General features: G+C 63.7%; 12 protein-coding genes. 1 reads left to right on the plus strand and 11 read right to left on the minus strand.

Annotated features, from left to right (window positions below; genetic code table 11):
• Positions 1-96: 96 nt before the first annotated feature.
• The 3 genes from BLO80_RS21560 to BLO80_RS21570 are packed head-to-tail and all read right to left on the minus strand — an operon-like array spanning position 97 to position 5,305.
• Complete coding sequence (locus BLO80_RS21560) at positions 97-3,144, minus strand: efflux RND transporter permease subunit (RefSeq protein WP_092329929.1); 3,048 nt, start codon at positions 3,142-3,144, stop codon at positions 97-99.
• Entirely contained in the window at positions 3,141-4,205 is a 1,065-nt protein-coding gene (locus BLO80_RS21565) for an efflux RND transporter periplasmic adaptor subunit (protein WP_092329928.1), read from the minus strand. The genes BLO80_RS21560 and BLO80_RS21565 overlap by 4 nt, the downstream gene beginning before the upstream one ends.
• Complete coding sequence (locus BLO80_RS21570; RefSeq protein WP_092329926.1) at positions 4,202-5,305, minus strand: efflux RND transporter periplasmic adaptor subunit; 1,104 nt, start codon at positions 5,303-5,305, stop codon at positions 4,202-4,204. The genes BLO80_RS21565 and BLO80_RS21570 overlap by 4 nt, the downstream gene beginning before the upstream one ends.
• A 122-nt stretch (positions 5,306-5,427) precedes the next feature.
• Between BLO80_RS21570 and BLO80_RS21575 the strand changes: the two genes are divergently transcribed.
• The gene (locus BLO80_RS21575; RefSeq protein WP_092329915.1) at positions 5,428-6,588 is read left to right on the plus strand and encodes an AAA family ATPase; all 1,161 of its coding nucleotides are present in this window, start codon (positions 5,428-5,430) and stop codon (positions 6,586-6,588) included.
• A gap of 342 nt (positions 6,589-6,930) precedes the next feature.
• Here BLO80_RS21575 and BLO80_RS21580 read toward each other — a convergent pair whose 3' ends face one another.
• From BLO80_RS21580 to BLO80_RS21615, 8 genes are all read right to left on the minus strand, one after another.
• Complete coding sequence (locus BLO80_RS21580) at positions 6,931-7,713, minus strand: MetQ/NlpA family ABC transporter substrate-binding protein (protein ID WP_092329908.1); 783 nt, start codon at positions 7,711-7,713, stop codon at positions 6,931-6,933.
• Positions 7,714-7,994: 281 nt separating this feature from the next.
• Positions 7,995-8,930 (minus strand): sigma 54-interacting transcriptional regulator, encoded by a 936-nt coding sequence (locus BLO80_RS21585; RefSeq protein WP_092329900.1) that lies wholly within the window; start codon positions 8,928-8,930, stop codon positions 7,995-7,997.
• Positions 8,931-8,977: 47 nt separating this feature from the next.
• Positions 8,978-9,559 carry an alpha/beta hydrolase gene (locus BLO80_RS21590; protein WP_060739717.1) on the minus strand — a complete coding sequence of 194 codons (582 nt, stop codon included), beginning with the start codon at positions 9,557-9,559 and terminating at the stop codon, positions 8,978-8,980.
• A 206-nt stretch (positions 9,560-9,765) separates the two neighbouring features.
• Positions 9,766-10,020, minus strand: a complete 255-nt coding sequence (locus tag BLO80_RS21595) for a DUF2789 domain-containing protein (protein WP_092329898.1) — start codon at positions 10,018-10,020, stop codon at positions 9,766-9,768.
• 238 nt (positions 10,021-10,258) lie between these two features.
• Positions 10,259-11,212, minus strand: coding sequence for a sulfotransferase family protein (locus tag BLO80_RS21600; protein WP_092329896.1), 954 nt, complete (start codon positions 11,210-11,212; stop codon positions 10,259-10,261).
• Positions 11,200-11,985 carry an aspartyl/asparaginyl beta-hydroxylase domain-containing protein gene (locus tag BLO80_RS21605; RefSeq protein WP_092329894.1) on the minus strand — a complete coding sequence of 262 codons (786 nt, stop codon included), beginning with the start codon at positions 11,983-11,985 and terminating at the stop codon, positions 11,200-11,202. The genes BLO80_RS21600 and BLO80_RS21605 overlap by 13 nt, the downstream gene beginning before the upstream one ends.
• 12 nt (positions 11,986-11,997) lie before the next feature.
• Entirely contained in the window at positions 11,998-13,509 is a 1,512-nt protein-coding gene (locus tag BLO80_RS21610; RefSeq protein WP_092329892.1) for a TolC family protein, read from the minus strand.
• Positions 13,510-13,550: 41 nt separating this feature from the next.
• Positions 13,551-20,786: an Ig-like domain-containing protein gene (locus BLO80_RS21615; RefSeq protein ID WP_092329883.1), complete on the minus strand. Its 7,236-nt coding sequence runs from the start codon at positions 20,784-20,786 to the stop codon at positions 13,551-13,553.
• Positions 20,787-20,820: the final 34 nt, after the last annotated feature.

Here is a 20,820-nt window from a genome sequence, read left to right on the forward strand (position 1 = left end):
GGGGCCGCTTCGCGGCCCAGCGGGAGCAAGCTCCCTCGCCACAGAAGCCGTGCATGGCAGCTCTCGTCAGCAGTGCAGTTCTCGTCGCAATGACGATCAGTCGCGCTTGGGCTCGCGGATCTTGTACCAGGCCACATACAGCGCCGGCAGGAACAGCAGTGTCAACAGCGTGGCGATGATGATCCCGCCGATCATCGCGTAGGCCATCGGCCCCCAGAACACTTCCCGGGCAATCGGGATCATCCCCAGGCTCGCCGCGGCGGCCGTGAGCAGGATCGGTCGGCGCCGGTGTTCGGTGGCCTCCACCACGGCATCCCAAGGCTCGTAGCCGTCACGTTCGTATTCATCGATCTGGGTCACCAGGATCACCGAGTTGCGGATGATGATACCGATCAAGGCGAGGATCCCGAGGATCGCCACGAAGCCCATGGGCGTGCCCGTCGGCACCAGCGCCAGCACCACGCCGATCAACCCGAGGGGTGCGACGCTCGCCACCAGGAACAGTTTCTGCACGCTGTGCAGCTGGATCATCAGAAAGGTCGCCATCAGAAACAGCATCAGCGGCACGACACTGGCGATCGGCCCTTGGGCCTTGCTGCTTTCTTCCACCGTACCGCCCGTGGCGACCTTGTAACCCACCGGCAGGCCGGCGGCGAACTTGTCGATATCCGGTTGCAGTTGCTTGACCAGGTCGGTGGGTTGGATCTCGTCGCGCACCGCGGCCTTGATGGTGATGGTCGGCTTGCGGTCGCGACGCCACACCAACGGCTGCTCCAGTTCATAGCGCACCGTGGCAAACGCCAGCAGCGGAATCGAGGTGCCACTCGGGGTGACGATTTGCAGGTTCTGCAGGGTCTCCGGCGAACCGCGCTCGGCATCCTCAGCACGGCCGACCACGTCGATCAGGTAGATATCGTCGTTGACCTGGGTCACCGGCGAGCCACTGACGATGCTGTTCATCAGCCTGGCCACATCATCGGAAGACAAGCCCAATTGCCGCGCCTTGTCCTGGGCGATATCAATGCGCAGGACCTTGCCCGGCTCGTTCCAGTCGTAAATGATTTCGCCGATGTGCGAGTTCTTGTCCAGCTCGGTGGCCAGCTCGATGGCGTGCTTGCGCACCTGGTCGACGTCCTTGCCACTGACCCGGTACTGGATCGGCCGGCCCACCGGCGGGCCCATTTCCAGGGCCTGCACGTAGCTGCCGATGCCGACGAAATCCTCGCGCAAACGCTTTTGCAGGCGCTCGGTCAGGGCGGTGCGCGACTCCAGGCCTTTGCTGACGATCACCAGTTGCGCGTAGTAGGGGTTCTGCAATTGCTGGTCCAGCGGCAGGTAGAAGCGAATCGCGCCTTCGCCGATGTAGGTGCTCCAGCGCGCGATGTCCGGGTCCCCCTTGAGGGTCGCTTCCAGGCGGTCGACAGCTTTGCGGGTCTCGTCCATCGAGGCGTTTTGCGGCAAGTTGAGGTCCACCAGGATTTCCGGTCGGTCCGAGGAGGGGAAGAACTGGTTCTGCACGAAGCGCATGCAAAACACCGCCAGCACAAACAGCAATATCGTGATGCCGATAGCCCACCAGCGATTGCGCATCGCCCACAGCAGGCCGCCGTTGAACGCCCGGCCGATCCGCCCCGGCTCGGCGCTGTGAGGTTTGACGTTGGTGCTGAGAATATGCACGCCGATCACCGGGGCAAACAGCACCGCGACGATCCACGACACCAGCATCGCCACGGCGATGACCGCGAACAGGGTGAAGGTGTACTCACCGGCGGAACTCGCATTCAGGCCGATAGGCACGAAACCGGCGACAGTCACCAGGGTCCCGGTGAGCATCGGGAACGCCGTCGAGGTATAGGCAAACGTCGCGGCCTGTTCCTTGCTGTCACCTTTTTCCAGGCGCGTGACCATCATCTCCACGGTAATCATCGCGTCGTCCACCAGCAGGCCGAGGGCGATGATCAACGCGCCGAGGGAAATCCGCTGCATGGTGATGCCGCTGTATTCCATGAACAGGAAGACCATCGCCAGCACCAGTGGAATCGAACAGGCCACCACCAGCCCGGCCCGTACACCAAGGCTGATGAAGCTGACGACCAGTACAATGATCACCGCCTCGAACAAGGCGCTGGTAAAGCCGCCGACGGCCTCTTCCACCACCTCGGCCTGGTCTGAAACGGTGTGCACGCCAACGCCCACCGGCAGGTCGGCGGTCAGTTCGTTCATGCGCGCATGCAGTGCCTTGCCGAAATCCTGGATGTTGCCACCCTTCTTCATCGCGATGGCCAGGCCAATGGCCGGCGTGCCGTTGAAGCGGAACATCGGTGTGGCGGGGTCGACGTAACCCCGGCTGATATCGGCGATGTCGGCCAGTCGATAGAACCGGTCATTGAGCCGCAGGTTGACGTTGGCCAGGTCTTTTTCCGACTGGAACTGCCCGGACGTACGCACGGAAATCCGCTCCGGCCCCGCGTCGATCACCCCGGCCGGCGTCACGGCATTCTGCGATTGCAGGCTCTGCACCACCTGGCGCTGATCGATGCCCAGCGCAGCGAGTTTGCGCGTGGAGAAGTTCAGGTACAGCACTTCATCCTGCTCGCCGAGCATTTCCACCTTGCCCAGCCCGGGCACGTCGCGAATCTCGGCGCGCACCTGCTCCACGTAGTCGCGCAACTGGCGCATCGACAGACCGTCGCCGGTGAAGGCGTACACCGAACCGTACACGTCACCGAACTCGTCGTTGAACCCCGGGCCTTGCAGCCCCTGGGGGAAGTCGCCACGAATGTCATCGATCTTCTTGCGCACCTGGTACCAGATCTCGGGGATGTCCTTGGCCCCGGTGGTGTCGAGCAGGTACACGAACACCGTCGATTCCCCCGGACGGGTGTAGCTTTTGACGTAGTCGAGGGAGTCGAGCTCTTCGAGTTTCTTCTCGATGCGGTCGGTGACCTGCTTGAGGGTTTCTTCCTGGGTCGCGCCCGGCCAGCGGGTCTGGATAATCATGGTCTTGATGGTGAACGACGGGTCTTCCTCCCGCCCCAGGTTCATGTACGAGAACACGCCCATCAACAGCGCCACGAACATCAGGTACCAGACGAACGACTGATGCCGCAGGGCCCATTCGGATAAGTTGAAAGGCCCTTTCATCGTGCGTCCTCGTCGAGTTTCACTTTCTGCCCCGGCTTGAGGCTGTTCACGCCGGCGCTGACCACGCGGTCGCCGGCCTTGATGCCGTTGGCCACCAGCACCGCATCATTGGAGCGTTCGAGAATCCGTACTTCGCGGGGGGAGACGGTCTGGTTCTGCGGGTCGATGAGCCAGATGCGCGCCTTGCCGTCGATCTCTTGCAGGGCGCTGAGCGGCAGCTCGATGCGCGGTTCGATGGTCGAGCTCAGGGTCACGCTGATGGCCGTGCCCAGGCGAAAGCCTGGCGGTGTGTCGGTCAGCGTCAGGCGCGCGCGGCGGGTGCGGGTAGCGCTCTGGGCCTGGGGTTCGATCTCGCGCACGATGGCGCTGGTGTGGACAGTCGGGTCCAATTGCGCCGCGACCTCGAACACCACGTCCGCGGGCAGGCGCTCGACCAGCCCGGCCGGCAGGTCGATCACCGCTTCCTTGACGTCCGGGCGGGCCAGGGTCACCACTTGTTGGCCGGCGGTGACCACCTGCCCGGCTTCGGCATTCCAGGCAGTGACGACGGCATCGTGGTCGGTACGCAGCTCGCTGTAGTTGAGCTGGTCGCGGGCCTGCTCCACCGAGGCCCGGGCCTGTTCGAGAGAGGCGCCGGTGGTTTTCAGATCGGTCTGGGCGATGTCCAGTTGCGCCTGGGCCCCAACGCCACGGTCGAACAATTGCTGCTGGCGACGGGCATTGGCCTGGGCATTGATGTACTGCGCCTCGATCCGCGCCAGGTCGCCCTGGGTGGCGCGCAACTGATTCTGCTGGTCGGTGGGGTCGAGCGTGGCGAGCAAGTCGCCCTTCTTCACTTCAGCGCCGACATCGACATTGCGGCTGGCGATGCGGCCAGGCACGCGGAAACCCACGTTGCTCTCGTATCGCGCCTGGATATTCCCGGCGAACCGCCCGAGTGCCTGCTGGTCAAGGGCCCGGACCTCAACGAACAACACCGGGCGCACCGGTTCGGGCGGCGCTTCTTCCTTGGAGCAGGCGGCCAGCAACAGGCCGGCCGAGATCATCCACAAACGCTTCATGGCTGGGCTCCCGGGGTGGTTTTTCCATAGGTGTCTTCAGCGATCTCGACGCCTACGCCGGGGTGCAGCAACTGCCCGCCTGCGGTGACGACTTTCTCACCGCCCTTGAGGCCGTCGCTGATGATGACCTTGCCGGTCAGGTAGCGGCCGACCGTCACCGTTTGCAACTGCGCCTTGCCCTCGCCGTCCACCAGCCATACAGCCGGCTCACTGAGGTTCTTGGTCAGGGCCGACCAAGGCAGCTCGAAAGCGGTCTTGCCGGCGGACTTGGCGGTGGCACTGACCACCGACCCCAGGCGCATGCCTTCGGGCAAATCATTGAGGGTGACCTTGACCTGCACGGTGCCGGTCTGGGCAGACACCGCCGGGGTGATTTCACGCACCGTGCCGGTGGTCTTGATGGCGGGGTCATCCAGCAGACTGATGGTGATTGCAGGGTCCGACGGCGGTTCGCTCAACAGCGATTCGTAGACATTGAACACCGCGTCGCGCTCGCCGTCCCGGGCCAGGCTGAAGATCGGCTCCGTGGCCTGCACCACCTGGCCGACTTCCGCCTGGCGCGCGGTGATGATGCCCGGTGCCTCGGCAATCAGCGCGGTGTAGCTCAGTTGCTCACGGGCGTTGGCCAATTGGGCCTGGGCGGCGGCCAGCGCACTCTGGCTGCTGCGCAATTGAGCCTGGGCCGCGTCGTATTCGCTCTGGCTGGTGTAGCCCTTGGGCAGGAGTTTCTGCTGGCGTACGAACGCCGCGGCACTCTGCTTGACCCGCGCCTGCTCGGCGGCCACCTGGGCCTCGGCGGAATCGACGTTGGTCTGCAGGTCCCGGGGATCGAGCCGGGCCAGCACTTGCCGGGCCGAGACCCGGTCACCGACATCGGCCTTGCGCTCGATGATCTTGCCGCCCACACGAAACGACAGATCGGTCTGCACCCGCGCCTGGACATCGCCGGTCAGGGTCACCGAGGCTGCGTATTCACTGGGCACGGCTTGCTGCACGAAAACCCGTGGCAGGGCTTTTTCTTCGGGCTTTTTATCACCGCACCCCGTCAACAATGCACACACGCCCAAACCAATAACCCATTTGATTCCGGGACCAGTCATGCAGACTCCTTTGCGTTGTACGGACGTACCAGTGACGATACGACTGTGAGCTTAGAACAGGGTTCACTGAAAGCACAGCAATCGGGCAGACTTGCTCCTGACGCCCGTGCAAGGAAACAGGCATGCTCAAGACATTAGCGGTGGCCAACTACCGCTCGATCAATAAATTGGTCATTCCCCTGGGCCGGCTGAACCTGATCACCGGCCCCAACGGCAGCGGCAAATCCAATCTATACCGCGCCCTGCGCCTGCTGGCCGAGACGGCCCAGGGTGGGGTGGTCAACGCCCTGGCCCGTGAAGGCGGACTCGACTCGACCTTCTGGGCCGGCCCGGAGGAAATCAGCCGCCGCATGCGCAACGGCGAGGTGCCGGTCCAGGCGATAGTGCGCCAGGGCACCAAGCGCTTGCGCCTGGGTTTCGCCGGGGAAGACTTCAGCTATTCGATCGCCCTGGGCTTGCCGGAACCCAGTCGCTCAGCGTTCTCACTGGACCCTGAAATCAAGCGCGAATGCATCTGGGCGGGCCCGGTGTTTCGGCCCGCCAGCCTGCTGGTGGACCGCAACGGGCCGATGATCCGTGCCCGCGAAGGCCGTTCCTGGGATGTGCTGGCCCAGCACACGCCCACCTTCGACAGCCTGTTCGACCAGGTCGGCAGCCTGCGCACTTCGCCGGAGGTCCTGCAGATACGCGAGTTCATCCGTCGCTGGCGCTTCTATGACCATTTTCGCAGCGACGCCGACGCCCCGGTGCGCCAACCGCAACTGGGCACCCGCACGCCGGTGCTGCACCACGACGGACGCGACCTGGCCGCCGCCCTGCAGACTATCCTTGAAATCGGTGAAGACGAAGCCCTGCATGCCGCCATCGGCGACGCGTTCCCCGGTGCCCGCCTGAACATCGAGAAACTGCAAGGCGGACGTTTCGCCATCGCGTTTCAACAACATGGCCTGCTGCGGCCGCTGTCCGCCGCCGAACTGTCGGACGGGACCCTGCGCTACCTGTTGCTGGTGGCCGCCCTGCTCACCCCTCGACCGCCTTCGCTGATGGTGCTCAACGAACCGGAAACCAGCCTGCACCCGGACCTGTTGCCGGCCCTGGCGCGGTTGATCATCCGCGCCTCGGCAAATTGCCAAGTCTGGGTCGTGTCCCACGCCACGCGCCTGATCGCCGCCCTGGAACAGGATGAGCAATGCAATTGCATCGTGCTGGAGAAAGACCTTGGACAGACCGGGATCGTCGGGCAGCGGGCGCTGGATGAGCCGGCGTGGCACTGGCCGGATTAGGCCGCACCTGACAAACCGCTTTCGCGAGCGTCTTGATGTCACGCAAAAACCTATCCCCGGATTTGCCGCGAAGAGCAAAGACGACTATTTTCCTTGCGCCGCAGGGAGGATCTTTTTTCGACATCCCCCTCACCATTACAAGGAAGAAAACATGGCTGACATAAAAGTGCCGCAGCGACTGGAACCGCAGGACATATTGAAATTGTTGATGGCGTTGCGCAGGGCGTTGAAGAGCGGGGCGGCCTGATCCAATCCCCTGTGGGAGCAAACTCCCACAGTAAAAAACGCCGACGCTGTATCAGCCGTCGGCGTTTGAAACCATGAAAGGGTTTACCACGCGAATCAGAACGCCGGCAGTACCGCGCCGCTGTATTTCTTCTCGATGAACGCCTTCACTTCAGGGCTGGTCAGGGCCTTGGCCAGTTTCTGGATGGCCGGGCTGTCCTTGTTGTCCGGACGGGCCACCAGGAAGTTGACGTAAGGCGAATCCGAACCTTCGATCAGCAGGGCATCCTTGGCCGGGTTAAGACCCGCTTCCAAGGCATAGTTGGTGTTGATCAGGTCCAGGTCGACCTGGTCCAGCACCCGCGGCAGCATGGCCGATTCCAGTTCCTTGAACTTGAAGTTGTGCGGGTTCTTGGCGATGTCTTTCGGCGTCGCCAAAGCGTTTTTCGGGTCTTTCAACTCGATCAGGCCAGCCTTCTGCAACAGGATCAGCGCACGGCCACTGTTGCTGCCTTCGTTGGGCAGCGCGATGGTCGCGCCGTTTGGCAGGTCAGCCAGCTTCTTGTACTTCTTCGAGTAGCCACCGAACGGTTCGACGTGGACACCAATTACGGTCACCAGGTTCGTGCCCTTGCCTTCGTTGAAGTTCTTCAAGTACGGCAGGGTCTGGAAGTAGTTGGCGTCCAGGCGTTTCTGGTCAACCTGCACGTTGGGTTGGACGTAGTCGGTGAAGACCTTGATTTCCAGGTCCACGCCTTCCTTGGCCAGGGTTGGCTTGATCAGCTCGAGGATTTCAGCGTGGGGCACCGGTGTGGCGGCCACGACCAGTTTTTCCGCGGCCTGGGCCAGGCCCGACGCCAGGGCTGCCGCCAATGCGGTGAACAACAGAACCTTTTTCATGCAGTGTCCTTATCGAAAATCACAGTCGTCATGGACGACGGCTAAATGAGGGTGTGCCAGTGAAGTGCTATCGCTGGCGTGATGCGGACAATACCGACATTTTTTATTCCTTAACAATATCTTTTGTTCAAGTTCATATTCATTTTACTCATATAGCTAAAACCGCTTTTGTGGCGAGGGAGCTTGCTCCCGCTCGGTTGCGCAGCAACCGCAAGATCTTGGGGCCGCTACGCAGCCCAGCGGGAGCAAGCTCCCTCGCCACAAGAGCGGGTCAGCCACACTTACAGCGTCGAGCCCAATCGACTGAGCAGCACCTTGAGTGCGGCACGCTCACCTTCCGATCCCCCTGCGATGACCTGCGCCACTTGCTGCTCGATCAGTTCCGGCACTGAAGGCTGGGGCGGCAAATTCAGGTGCTCGGGTAAAATCTCGTCACCGGTGCTCACCAGCAACGCGAAGTGAATGACATTTTCCAACTCGCGGGTGTTGCCCGGCCAACTGTGCCGCTCGAGGGCGGACTGCGCCGCTTCACTGATCAGTGGCACGCTGAGACCGAGTCGCTGGCTGTAGATGCCCAGGAAGTATTCGGCCAGGGACAGAATATCGCCCACCCGTTCACGCAGGGCTGGCAGTTCCAGCTGGCCTTCGCCCAGGTAGTGGTAGAGCCGTTCGTGGAATTTCCCGGCCGCCACCGCTTGTGCCAGGTCGATGCTGGTGGCCGCGACCAGACGGACATCCACCGGGCTGGGCTGATGGGCGCCGACACGGGTGACTTCGTGGTTCTCCAGGGCCGCCAGCAACTTGATCTGGATCGGCAGCGGCAAATCGCCGATTTCATCCAGGTAAAGGGTGCCGCCGTTGGCCGAACCGAACCAACCGGCCCGGCTGCTGGCCGAGCCGCTGTAGCTGCCGGCGGCATATCCGAACAGTTCGGCGTCGGCGTAGGTCGGGCTGATGGCGCCGCAGTTGACCGACACAAACAATCCGCCGCGATCGCTTTCGCGATGGATATGCCGGGCCAGCAGTTCCTTGCCGCTACCGGTTTCGCCGCGTATCAGCACCGATATCCCACGGGGCGCCAGTTGCTCCAACTCCTGACGCAACTGCCGTGAACGAGGATCGACGAACACCAGCGCCTTGGCGCGAATGCTCAGGGGGCTTTTTTCCGCATCGGGAAAGGTCAGCAAGGGCTGACCGAAGGTTTCATGCAAACTCATGGCAGGCTCCCGCCCCAGGCCGCCGGGAGACGGAGGGCGCTAAAAATTCAGGCGCGACGCAGGGCGTGATGCTCCATGCGGTTTTGCAGACGATAGAGATAAGCGAAACCCTGCTCCCAACGCTGGTGGCCGGACTTCACGTTGATATGCCCCGCTCCGGCCAGGATTCCGGCCTCGGCCCCCCAGTTGCGCGCCAGTTCCAAGGCACGCGGAGCGCTCACGGCGTCGTCGTTATCGGAGCTGACCACTTGGCTTGGGAACGGTAACAGATCGCTGGGAATCGGCGCGAAGTTGCGCAACGCCGGGACGCAGGCTGGCCGCTCGACATCCGCCGGCGCCACCAGCAACGCTCCACGCACCTGCCGCAAAAACTGCACCGGCGCGGTGGCGGCCCAATGGGCCACCGTGATGCAACCCAGGCTATGGGCAATCAGGATCACCGGGGTGCTGTCGGCGGCCACGGCCTCGGCCAGCGCCGCGACCCAGTCTTCACGCCGGGGCGTCACCCAGTCGGCCTGCTCGACCCGCGCGCTGTTGGGCAGGCTGTTCTGCCAGTGGGTTTGCCAATGATTTTCCGGCGATCCTTGCCAGCCCGGCACAATCAGGTAGCGAATCGATTCGTTGCGCATGGGTGCTCTCCTGCGTGTCTGTTCCCGGACGAGTATAGGGAGGAGAGCTATATTATTTAAGGAATAAGAAGCTATTTATTAATACTTAAAACGAATAACAGACTAACCCCTGAGGGAGCGAGCTTGCTCGCGATAGCGAACGGTCAGTCGACATTGATGTAACAGACATACCGCTATCGCGAGCAAGCTCGCTCCCACAGGTTCTCTCAGGCAGGTCGCTCGCTACGCCCCTTGCGCAACAACACATCCAACTGGTCTATCACTTCCGCCCAGTCCGCATCCTCGAGGATTTCCTCGCGCAGCATTTGCCGCTGGCCCTCATTCCAGAAAAACGCATCGGCCAAGTGCAACCCGGGCTTGAGGGGTGAATGCGCGGCGATGAACTGGTCAATGCCAACGGCGTCATCGGGCAAGCCCAACTGCTTGAACAATGCGCGAAGGGTGTGGATCGGCGGTTCCATAGGGGGCTCCTGGACATGAATGGATGGCGGGGTCGTTCCCAGGCAGTCTAGCCCTTCGCCGACCGCCAGGGATGGCGGAGTTGTCGCCCAACAAGGCTTGATGCGTTACCGACAATGCGGGCACTGCCCACTGTGGGAGCAAGGCTTGCCCGCGATGGCGGCGATGCGCTCTTTCAGAAATCGAGGCGCCTGTTTCGCGAGCAAGCTTTGCTCCCACAACGGGAACCTGCGGCGTTCGCTAAACCCCCTTGCCATAGCGCAATGTTTCGAGTGCCTCATAGGGCCCCTGCGCCCAGCGCAGGACCCGCTCACGCAACAGCGCCGAAGCCTCCCGGCGCTTGTCCTCGCTGTCACCGACAAACGCCTGCGCCGGCTGCTTGGCATGCTGCCCCACCGTCGCGAACACCTGCCCGCATTGCTCGTCATCGAGCCCGAAAAACGCCGCCAACCTGCCCGTCATCGCCTCGGGCAGTTCGGTGTAGTTGACCGCCATCCCAGCCAATGCCCGGCAGTACTCCAAGCCTGTTGCCAACAGCCGCCCCACCCGACGCGAGATGAAATCTTCCTGGCTGCCGAACGGCAATCCATCGTCCAGGACCGTCGCCCCGATCATCCCCGGCACCATGTGCACGCCAGGACGCCGCAGGTGTGAGACTGAAATTTCCAAGGGGTCGCGGTACACGAACAGCCAGGGTGTGTCGGGAAAGCACTCATGCAGCAGCGGCAGTTCACCGATGTTCCAGGCGTCGAGCTTGACCACCAGGCGTTGCTCCACACCTCGGCGGCGCTGCCCGTAGGCCGACATCAAGCCCTTGAGTGCCACACACCGCTCGGCCGGTGGCAAATCACTGCGCAGCAGCGTATCCAGAGGCGGCGGTTCCGAGATAACGATATGGTCGTCCAACTGGGCGAGCATCTGGCTGATCAATGTCGAGCCGCAACGGGAGGCATGGAAAATGAATGTGCTGGGCTCAAGTCCCGGGGTTTGTCGTTGCCACTGGCCGAGTGCGTCCAAGGGCGTCCGGCGGCGGAACGCCTGGTTGAAGGGCAGGCGCAGGGCGTCTTCCACCGCATCGCCAAAGAACGGCTGTGACAGACGCGCGTCGCCGAACCAGCACCAATCGACCCACCACTGCCCGGCCTCTTGCCATAGGCGGATCGGCAACCAACCGTGCAGGCTCAGGTCTTCCACGGGTTTCTCCACTGCTGGCGACCGTTGCGCATGGCAGCCCGCAATTCTTCCCGGGTGAAATGCAGCCCTCGCTCGGCCCCCAGCGCCAGAGTGGATTCAATGAAAGCGTCGAGGTCGTGCAGGCCCTGCAAGGTGCGGGCGAGGTCAGGATCGGTTTCCACGTGCTGCTGAAAACGGGCGAAGTCGCTTTGCCTGACGCCCGCGGCAGGGGTGGTGGGCAGCCCATCGGCGATCTGCTGGGCCAGCCACGGCCCGGGGCGACAATCGAGCACCAGATGAACCCGCGAATGAGCACTTCGGTTAACCACCCGGTGAGGCCGCGCCAGGTCGAAAAACCAGCACTCGCCGGCCGTCAGCGGAATGATTTGTCCATCCAGGAAAAAGTCCACGTCAGGTGGGCTGAGCAGCGGAACGTGCAGGCGCAGATCGGCGTCCGGCCCGCCCAGGTCATAGTCGCGATGCTCGTGGATGCACCCACCGGGCCCCAGCCGCAGCAGCCGGGCCGAGACGATCTCCAGGGGCCAGTCGCGCAACGCCTCATGCCAGCGATCATCCGCTAGCCAAGGCGCACGCTGGCTTGGCTGACCGCGCCCGGGCGACAGCTCGGTGACGGCATCCGCCGCCGAAATCAGCGCTACCCCGCTCCAGTCGCCGCTGTAATAGGCACTGTTGAAATGCCCTTGCCAGCGCGCGTCTTCAATGGCCGCCAGTGCCTGCAACAGCAACGGCAGGTTCACCGCCACCGGCAACCGGGAAAACGCCGGGCGCGTCATGCCCAAGGTCCGTTACTGGGGCACAGCGGCCGTTGGCACGTTGATGTTCCCTTGGGCCCAGGCCGCTTCGCGGTTAGCCAGCGCCGTAGCGATCGATTGCACCGCGGTCGATTGCACTTCGTTCGGCATTGGATCGAGGCCGGCGCTGGCGAAGATCTGACCGTAGGCGTTGCGCAGGTCGGCATAGGCCAGGTCCCGGCGCAGATCAGCCTGCAAGGTGTTCAGTTCACCCTGGATCAGGTCCAGCTCGCCAATGCCCGCAGCCTGGTGACGGCTGCGCAACTGGCCAACGATCTGTCCGTCGATGTCCGACAATTGCTGGCTGGTCTTGAACTGGCGCAGGGCTTCGCGATAGTTGGCATTGGCCACGTACAGTTGGGCCAGCACGGCAATCGACATCGCCTGGCGCCGCGCCGCAGCGACTTCTTCACCGGCCTTGGCCACGTCGATGGCCGCCGGGGCGGAGATCACGTTGAACAGGTTCCAGGTGACTTTCACGCCATAGTCAGCCCAGCCCTGCTCCACCAGGAACGAGTTGCTGTCGTAGTGTCCGCCGGCGGAAAACTCCAGCCCCGGCAGCAGGCGCAACATGGCCTTGCGGGTTTCGGCGGCAGTGATGCGGGTCTGGTAATCCTGCTCGCGCAGTTCCGGGCGGCTGGCCAGGGCTTCCTGTTCGAGGCGGACCAGGTCGACCTTGAGTTCCGGGATGGTGTATTCATCCTGGGTCGCCAAGGTCAGCTCGGTGCCCAGGGGCAGGTTGATCAGGGTCGCCAGTTCGGTCTTGGCCAGGGACAGCGCCCGGCGCTGTTCTTCAAGCTGGCGGGTGGCCTGGATCAGCGAGCGCTGGTAACCCAGGGCCTGCACCGGATCGCCGATGCGCTGTTCGCTCATGCTCTGGCTGTTGCCACGCGCCGCGTCGACCCGGACCATCAGGCTGTCGATCTGCTTGAGCAGGCGCTCGGCGGCCATGGCGCGCCAGTAGGCCGAACGCACGTCCTGGACAATGGTGTTGATCACCTTGCGCCGGCGCTCCTGCACGATCAGGCGCTGGTCCCCGGCCTGCTTGGCACTGATGTAGCTCACACCGAAATCGAGCACGTTCCAGACCATGGTCAGGTCCGCTACTTCGCGGTCACGGTCCTGGGAGGTCGACGGTTCCAGGGACTGGGTACCGGTTTCCACGCTCTGGCTGCTGGAGGCGTTGACGTTGTTACGCCCCACATACCCGGCGTCCAGGGCCATGCGTGGCAGCATGTCGAAACTGGCCAGGTCCAACTGACGCTTGGCCAGGGCCTCCTCCATAATCTTCAAGCGCCCTTCGAGGTTGTACTTCACCGCCCGGGCCATGGCCTGGTGCAGGGTCAGGGGGCCGCTCAGGGGTTCCTGGTCCTTGTACATGTTCTGCAGGTCGGTTCGGGCGCGCTGTTCGCTGACGCTGCGATCGATCGGCTCGCTGGTGACCGCACACCCGCTGACCACCAACGCCAGCAAACTCATGCCGAATAACTTCTGACTTCTATTCATTCCCTGGATTGCCCCTGGCTGCCCCAATATTTTTTTAGAATTCAGGCCTGCGCCTGGCTGATGCCGACCTGTCGTAACGCCGTTGCCAGGCTGTCGACCTGACGCTGTTCAGTATCCTTGAGCTGTTGCAGCTGTTGGCCCAAGGTCGGTGCGCCGAACATCCCGCGCAGCCCTTGGGACACATCGCCCCCCTGCATCGACTGGCTGCCGAAGGCGTTCAGCGTCTCGGTGTCGGAACCGGAATCGCGATTGAACAGCCCCGACAACGTGCTGCTGCCGAACACCCCGCCATCGCCCCCACCAAAGCCCAGGAACCCCTGGCCGGAACCATCGCCGGCGGCGTCGGTGCTGAAAACCTGGGCGATATAGCTCGGCGCCAGTTGGCCCCGGTTGATGAAAATATCCCCAATCGGCTTGAGGCCACCGCCAACGTCCCGCTGCTCGAACAACGGCGGGAACCCCAGCGGCGAACCGAGGTTGCCGGTCGGCGGGGTAAAGACGATCGGTTGCAGCGGCACCTCGGACGGCGGGATAACCGTGACCGGGTCGGACGTCAGGAACTCCGGCGGCGGCTTCACATCGTTGGGTACCACGGTGTCGATCGCATAGTTGTTGGACACCGCCACGCTGGCCCCGGTGTTGCCGGTCAGGTCGCTGACATTGCTGGTGTCCAGGGCGATGAAATTGCTCGGGTCGGTGAGGTTCGCCGTGGGCGTGAACGTCGCGGTCCAGGTCCTGCCGCCGTCGCTGCTGGTCAGGTTGGTCAGCTCGCCATTGGTGACGCTGAGGTCCGACAGATCGAAATTGCTCACCGCCTCGCTGAAGGTGATGGTGACCTGGGTCGTCTCGCCCACGGTCAGGTTCGGATCGGCCACCACGATGGTCGCTGTCGGCCGGGAGGCATCGAGCGCGTAGTTGCTGGAGATCGCAATGCCTGCCCCGACGTTGCCGGCGAGGTCCTGCACGTTGCCGGTGTCCAGCAGGATCAGGTTGGTGGCATCGCTGACGCCTGCGCTGGGCGTCAGGGTCGCCGTCCAGGTCAGGCCGCCGTCGCTGCTGGCGAGGTTGGACAGCACGCCATTGGCCACGCTGAGGTCCGACAAGTCGAAGCCGGACACCGCCTCGGTGAAGCTGATGGTCACGGTGGTGCTCTGGCCGATGCCCAGGGTGGTATCGCCCAGGGAGATGGTCGCGCCAGGACGAGCCGTGTCGATTGCGTAGTTGTTGGAGTTCACCACGCCGACACCGCTGTTGCCCGAGGCGTTGACCACGCCGCCGGTGTCCAGGCTGATCAGGTTACTGGTGTCGGTAATGCTCGCGCTCGGGGTGAACGTCGCCGTCCAGGTCACGCCGCCATCGGAGGACGAGACATTGCTCAGCGTACCGTTGCTCACGTTCAGGTCGGCGTTGTCGAAACCGCTGACCGCTTCCGAGAAGGTAATGGTGACCTGTGAGGTTTCCCCTATCCGCAGGGCACTGTCAGCCACCACGATCGTGGCAGTCGGTACCTGCGTCTCGACCGCGTAGTTGGCCGAATCGGTCGTGCCCGTCCCGGTGTTGCCGGCCGCATCGCTCACGCCGGTGTTGTCCAGGCTGATCAGGTTGGTGGCGTCGGTCACGCCCAGGGTTGGGGTGAAGGTCGCGGTCCAGGTCAGGCCGCCATCGCTGCTGCTCACGGCGCTCAGGGTGCCGTTGGCCACGTTCAGGTCAGCGTTGCTGAAGCCGGTTACCGCCTCGCTGAAGGTGATGGTCACCTGGGCAGTTTCACCCGGCTTCAACACCGAATCGCTCAGTACGATGGTGGCGGTCGGACGCTGGCTGTCGACACTGTAGTTGTTCGAATCAGTGGTGCCGCTGCCGACGTTGCCTGCCAGGTCGGCGACGCCGCCATTGGCGAGGGTAATGACATTGCCGGTGTCAGTGATGCCAGCGGTAGGCGTGAAGGTCGCGGTCCAGGTAATGCCGCCGTCATTGCTGCTCAGCCCGCTGAGGGTCCCGTTGGCGACGGTCAGGTCGGCAGTGGTGAAGCCCGTCACGGCCTCGCTGAAGGTGATGGTCACCAGCGAGGTCTCACCCGCGGCGATGGCGGTGTCGGCGACGATGATAGTCGCCGTTGGGCGCACGGTGTCGATCGCGTAGTTGTTCGAATCGGTGGTGCCGACGCCAGCGTTTCCTGAGACGTTGACGACACCGGTATTGTCCAGGGTGATCAGGTTGCTGGTATCGGCAATGCTCGCACTCGGTGTGAACGTGGCCGTCCACGTGACGCCGCCGTCGGAGGACGACACATTGCTCAGTGTGCCGTTGCTGACGGTCAGGTCGCTGTTGTCGAAACCGCTCACCGCCTCATTGAAGGTGATGGTCACCAGGGAGGTTTCACCGATGCTCAGGGACGTATCCGCCACCACGATGGTCGCCGTCGGCACCTGGGTATCGACGGTGTAGTTGGCGGAATTGCTGGTGCCGGTACCGGCGTTGCCGGCCGCGTCGCTCACTCCGCTGTTGTCCAGGACGATCAGGTTGGTAGCGTCCCGCGTGCCGGTGGCCGGGGTGAAGGTCGCCGTCCAGGTAATGCCGCCATCGCTGCTGCTCACGGCGCTCAAGGTGCCATTGGCCACGCTCAGGTCCGAATTGTCGAAACCACTGACCGCCTCGCTGAAGGTGATGGTCACCAGTGAGGTTTCGCCGACGCTGAGGTTGCTGTCGGCCATTACGATGGTCGCGGTCGGACGCAGGGTATCGACAGCGTAGTTGTTCGAATCCGCAGTGCTGGTGTTGATGTTGCCGGCCACATCGGCGATCGAGCCACTGTTGAGGCTGATCAGGTTGGTGCTGTCGCTGATTCCCGCACTCGGGGTGAAGGTCGCGGTGAAGGTAATGTTGTCGCTGGTACTCAGCCCGCTCAGGGAACCATTGGCCACGGTCAGGTCAGCCAGGGTGAAGCTCGTCACGGCCTCGCTGAAGGTGATGGTCACCAGCGAAGTTTCGCCGACGGCAATGGCGGTGTCGGCCACGACGATGGTCGCGGTGGGGCGCACGGTGTCGACCACGTAGTTGTTGGAATCGGTGGTGCCGACGCCCGCGTTGCCCGCGCCGTTGATCAAGCCGGTGTTGTCCAGGGTGATCACGTTGCTGGTATCGGAAATGCTGGCACTCGGCGTAAACGTGGCCGTCCAGGTGACGCCGCCGTCGGTGCTGCTCATGGTGCTCAGGGTACCGTTGCTGACGGTCAGGTCCGCATTGTCGAACCCACTGACCGCCGAGTTGAAGGTCACGGTAACCACTGAAGTCTCGCCGATGCTCAAGCTGGTATCGGCAATCACGATAGTCGCCGTCGGTACGTTGGTGTCGACCTGGTAGTTGTTGGAGTTGGTGGTGCCGGTGCCCGTGTTACCTGCCGCATCGCTGACGCCGGTGTTGTTCAGGGTGATGACGTTGGAGGTGTCGCTGACCCCCAGGGCCGGGGTAAACGTGGCGGTCCAGGTGAAGCCGCCATCGCTGCTGCTGACCGCGCTCAGGGTGCCATTGGCCACGCTCAGGTCCGAATTGTCGAAACCGCTGACGGCCTCGGAGAACGTAATGGTCACCAGCGAGGTTTCGCCGACGCTCAGCGCGTTGTCGGCCACCACGATGGTCGCGGTGGGGCGCAGCGTGTCGACGACGTAGTTGTTGGAGTCGGTGGTGCCGCTGCCAGCGTTGCCCGCCCCGTCCGTGACGCCGGAGTTGCCCAGGGAAATCAGGTTGCTGGCATCACTGGTGCCGACGCTCGGGGTGAAGGTGGCGGTGTAGGTGATGTTGTCGCTGGTGCTCAGCCCGCTCAGGCTGCCGTTGGCGACCGTCAGGTCCGCCAGGGTGAAGCCGGTCACCGCCTCGTTGAAGGTGATGGTCACCACTGAGGTTTCGCCCAGGGCGACGGTCGTATCGGCGACGACGATGGTGGCGGTGGGGCGCGCCGTGTCGATGGCGTAGTTGTTGGAGTCGGTGGTACCGCTGCCGACGTTGCCGGCGGCGTCCGCCACGCCGGTGTTATTCAGGGTGATCAGGTTGGTGGCGTCGCTGATGCTGGCGCTCGGGGTCAATGTCGCGGTCCAGGTGATACCGCCGTCGCTGCTGCTCAGCCCGATAAGGGTGCCGTTGGCGACCGTCAGGTCGGCGGTGGTGAAGCCGGTCACTGCTTCGCTGAAGGTAATGGTCACCAGGGACGTTTCGCCGATTCTCAAGGCATTATCGGCGACGACGATGGTCGCGGTCGGGCGCGCGGTGTCGACGGCGTAGTTGTTGGAACTGGTGGTGCCGGTGCCAGCGTTACCGGCCGCGTCCAGTACGCCGGTATTGGCCAGGACAATCAGGTTGGTGGCATCCGTGATGCTGGCGCTTGGGGTGAGCGTCGCGGTCCAGGTGATACCGCCGTCGCTGCTGCTCAGCCCGCTCAGGGATCCATTGGCAACGGTCAGGTCGGCCAGGGTGAACCCCGTCACCGCCTCGCTGAAGGTAATCGTCACCAGGGAGGTTTCACCGATGTTCAGCGCGTTGTCGGCCACCACGATCGTGGCGGTCGGGCGCAGGGTGTCGATGGCGTAGTTGTTCGAGTTGGTGGTGCCGGTACCGACGTTGCCGGACAGGTCGGCAACGCCACTGTTGCTCAACGTGATCAGGTTGGTGGTATCGCTCACGCTGGCGGTCGGGGTCAGCGTTGCGGTCCAGGTGATACCTCCGTCGCTGGTGCTCAGCCCGGTGACCGTACCGTTGGCCACCGTCAGATCTGCGGCGGTGAAACCACTGACCGCCTCGTTGAATGTGATCGTCACCAAGGACGTTTCACCGGCGCTCAGCGCCGTGTCAGTCACCACGATGGTGGCGGTCGGCAGCACGGTGTCGATGGCGTAATTGTTTGAGTTGGTGGTGCCGACCCCGGCATTGCCGCTCAGGTCCGCGACACCGGTATTGTTCAGCACCACCAGATTGGTGGTGTCGGTGATAGCGGCGTCGGGTGTCAGGGTTGCCGTCCAGGTGATACCGCCATCACTGCTGCTCAGGCCGCTGAGGGTGCCGTTGGCCACTGTCAGGTCGGCCGTGGTCAATCCGCTGACCGCCTCGGAGAAAGTGAGGGTCACCAGTGAGGTTTCACCGTTCCTCAGGGCCGTGTCAGATACCACGATGGACGCCGTCGGCGCCACGGTGTCGTTGACGATGTAATTGTTCGAGTCGGTGGTGCCCACGCCGGCATTACCGGCCAGGTCGGCAACGCCGGTGTTGTTCAAGGTGATGATGTTGGTGGTATCGGCGATGTTGCTTGCTGCCGTCAGCGTACCGGTCCAAGTGATGCCGCCGTCGCCGCTGGTCAACGTGCCGATGGTGCCGTTCTGCACCGTCAGGTCCGCCGCGGTCAGCCCGGTCACCGCCTCGGAGAAGGTGATGGTCACCTGCGAGGTGCCGCCAGAACTCAGGTTGGTGTTGGCCACCACAACGGTCGCGGTAGGCGGCGTTTCGTCCGGCACGTAGTTGGTATTGATGGTGCCGCCGTCGCCATAGACGTTGGCCACCGAACTCGGCGTGACACCTGCCGTGCCGGCACTCGTTCCACCAGTGCCGCTGCCGCCGACGTTGCCGGCCAGGGCCGCGAAGTTGGCCGCGGTCATCAGGATCGAACCCTTGTTCCAGATCGCACCGACACCCACGCCACCGGCGCCGCCCGCCTGGGTGTAGCCACCACCGGCACCGCCGCCACCGCCACCACCGCCCGCTCCGATGTTGTTGGAGATGACCGAGTTACCGATGATCCGCAGGGTTGCGCCCGTGTCGTTGTAGATCCCGCCGACCGCGCCACCGCCGGCACCGCCGATGTCGTTATAGCCGTCGCCACCACCGCCGCCGCCGATGGACAACCCGCCGCTGCTGGCCGTGCCACCGGCGGAGCCGGTGCTGTAGCCGGCATAGACAGCGCCACCGGCACCGCCGGTCGTGGAGCCGCCACGGCCACCGATGTTGAAGAAGCCGCCACCGGCACCGCCCTGCCCCGTCGAGCCGTTAGAACCCGTGGAGTTAAGCGTATCGCCGCCGCGACCGCCGATGCCGCTGCCGGCCGCTCCGCCACCACCGCCGCCGCCGCCCGCGTACTCCGGGGTCACACCGCCGCCGCCACCACCGCCAGAAGCGACGTTCGCGGTGACCGTGACGTTCCTCAGGGTCAAGGTGCCGGCGTTGTAGATCCCGCCGCCCTTGGACACCAGCGCATCGTCGCCGCCGTTACCACCATTGCCCGCCGTCATGCCCCGGGTAATCACCAGGCCATCGAGGGTGGCCGTGGTGCCGGCCGTCACGTTGATCACCTGGGTGCGGAACTGCCCGTCCAGGGTGACATCGGCGACGTTGTCGTTGTTGAGATCGCCGTCGATCGTGATGTTCCTGTTCACCACCAGCACCTGGGTCAAGGCGACGGTCATGCTGCTGTTGAAGGTGACAATGTCGCCGTTCTGCGCGGAAGCCAGGGCGGCGCGCAGGGAGCCCACGCCGGAGTTGGCATTGTTGGTGGCGGTCCAGGTGGCCAGGCCCCACTGGTATTCACTCATGGCATTGGCCGAGAGCACGTTGGCGCTCTCGATGTTGCCGGTGGCAATCTCCAGGTCCCAGTCGCCGCCGACGCCCGTGCGATCGTCGGAAGCCGCCACGTCGCGGCCGGTCAACTGTGCCAATGAATTCACCAGGCTAAGGCCACGGTCACCTTCGGCGGTGTAGCAGCCGTAGATCAGGATATCGCCGCCGGCGTTCATGTCCTGGCCGATCTGCGCCAGTACTTCGCTGCGGGCCTGGACGTTGTCCGCCGACAGGTAGCTGTTGCCCAGCCACAAATCACCGGTGTTGCCGTGGGCAATGATCTGCACCGAGCTGACACCCTGGTGGGTGTCCAGGTAATCGGCGATCTGTTGCAGGCCGTCCTTGGTGGCATCCAGTTGCACCACCTGGGTCCCGGGCGCCACGCCTTCGAGCAGGCTGGCGGAATCCTTGACCCGGGAATCGACGAACACCACGGATTTGCCCGGAACGGCGGCCTGGGTGGCATCGACCTGGCCTTGGGGCGCATGCGTGTCGGCCGGCTGGTCCGCCGTGGGCGTCTTGGCCGCCTCGGCAGTGGGTTGCGCGTCCGCTTGCGCGGCATCAGCCACGGTGGCGGCCACCGCGCCGTCGAACAGCATTCGCGGCTCCAGGGACATGATCATTGGCGATGCCAGGGCCTGTGCGCCCTCGGTTACCCGCGATTTGCCTTTGCTCCACCACATGACGATCACCTGGACTCGAACTTCTTGAACGCAA

Source organism: Pseudomonas sp. NFACC56-3 (genome assembly GCF_900100025.1).
GTDB classification, from domain to species: domain Bacteria; phylum Pseudomonadota; class Gammaproteobacteria; order Pseudomonadales; family Pseudomonadaceae; genus Aquipseudomonas; species Aquipseudomonas fluorescens_AA.

Coding starts and splice junctions, on each gene's coding strand:
- BLO80_RS21605 (WP_092329894.1), bottom strand. CDS start 11,985: ATGACGCGCCCGGCGTTTTCCCGGTTGCCGGTGGCGGTGAACCTGCCG.
- BLO80_RS21565 (WP_092329928.1), bottom strand. CDS start 4,205: ATGAAGCGTTTGTGGATGATCTCGGCCGGCCTGTTGCTGGCCGCCTGC.
- BLO80_RS21560 (WP_092329929.1), bottom strand. CDS start 3,144: ATGAAAGGGCCTTTCAACTTATCCGAATGGGCCCTGCGGCATCAGTCG.
- BLO80_RS21615 (WP_092329883.1), bottom strand. CDS start 20,786: ATGTGGTGGAGCAAAGGCAAATCGCGGGTAACCGAGGGCGCACAGGCC.
- BLO80_RS21575 (WP_092329915.1), top strand. CDS start 5,428: ATGCTCAAGACATTAGCGGTGGCCAACTACCGCTCGATCAATAAATTG.
- BLO80_RS21610 (WP_092329892.1), bottom strand. CDS start 13,509: ATGAATAGAAGTCAGAAGTTATTCGGCATGAGTTTGCTGGCGTTGGTG.
- BLO80_RS21570 (WP_092329926.1), bottom strand. CDS start 5,305: ATGACTGGTCCCGGAATCAAATGGGTTATTGGTTTGGGCGTGTGTGCA.
- BLO80_RS21585 (WP_092329900.1), bottom strand. CDS start 8,930: ATGAGTTTGCATGAAACCTTCGGTCAGCCCTTGCTGACCTTTCCCGAT.
- BLO80_RS21590 (WP_060739717.1), bottom strand. CDS start 9,559: ATGCGCAACGAATCGATTCGCTACCTGATTGTGCCGGGCTGGCAAGGA.
- BLO80_RS21580 (WP_092329908.1), bottom strand. CDS start 7,713: ATGAAAAAGGTTCTGTTGTTCACCGCATTGGCGGCAGCCCTGGCGTCG.
- BLO80_RS21595 (WP_092329898.1), bottom strand. CDS start 10,020: ATGGAACCGCCGATCCACACCCTTCGCGCATTGTTCAAGCAGTTGGGC.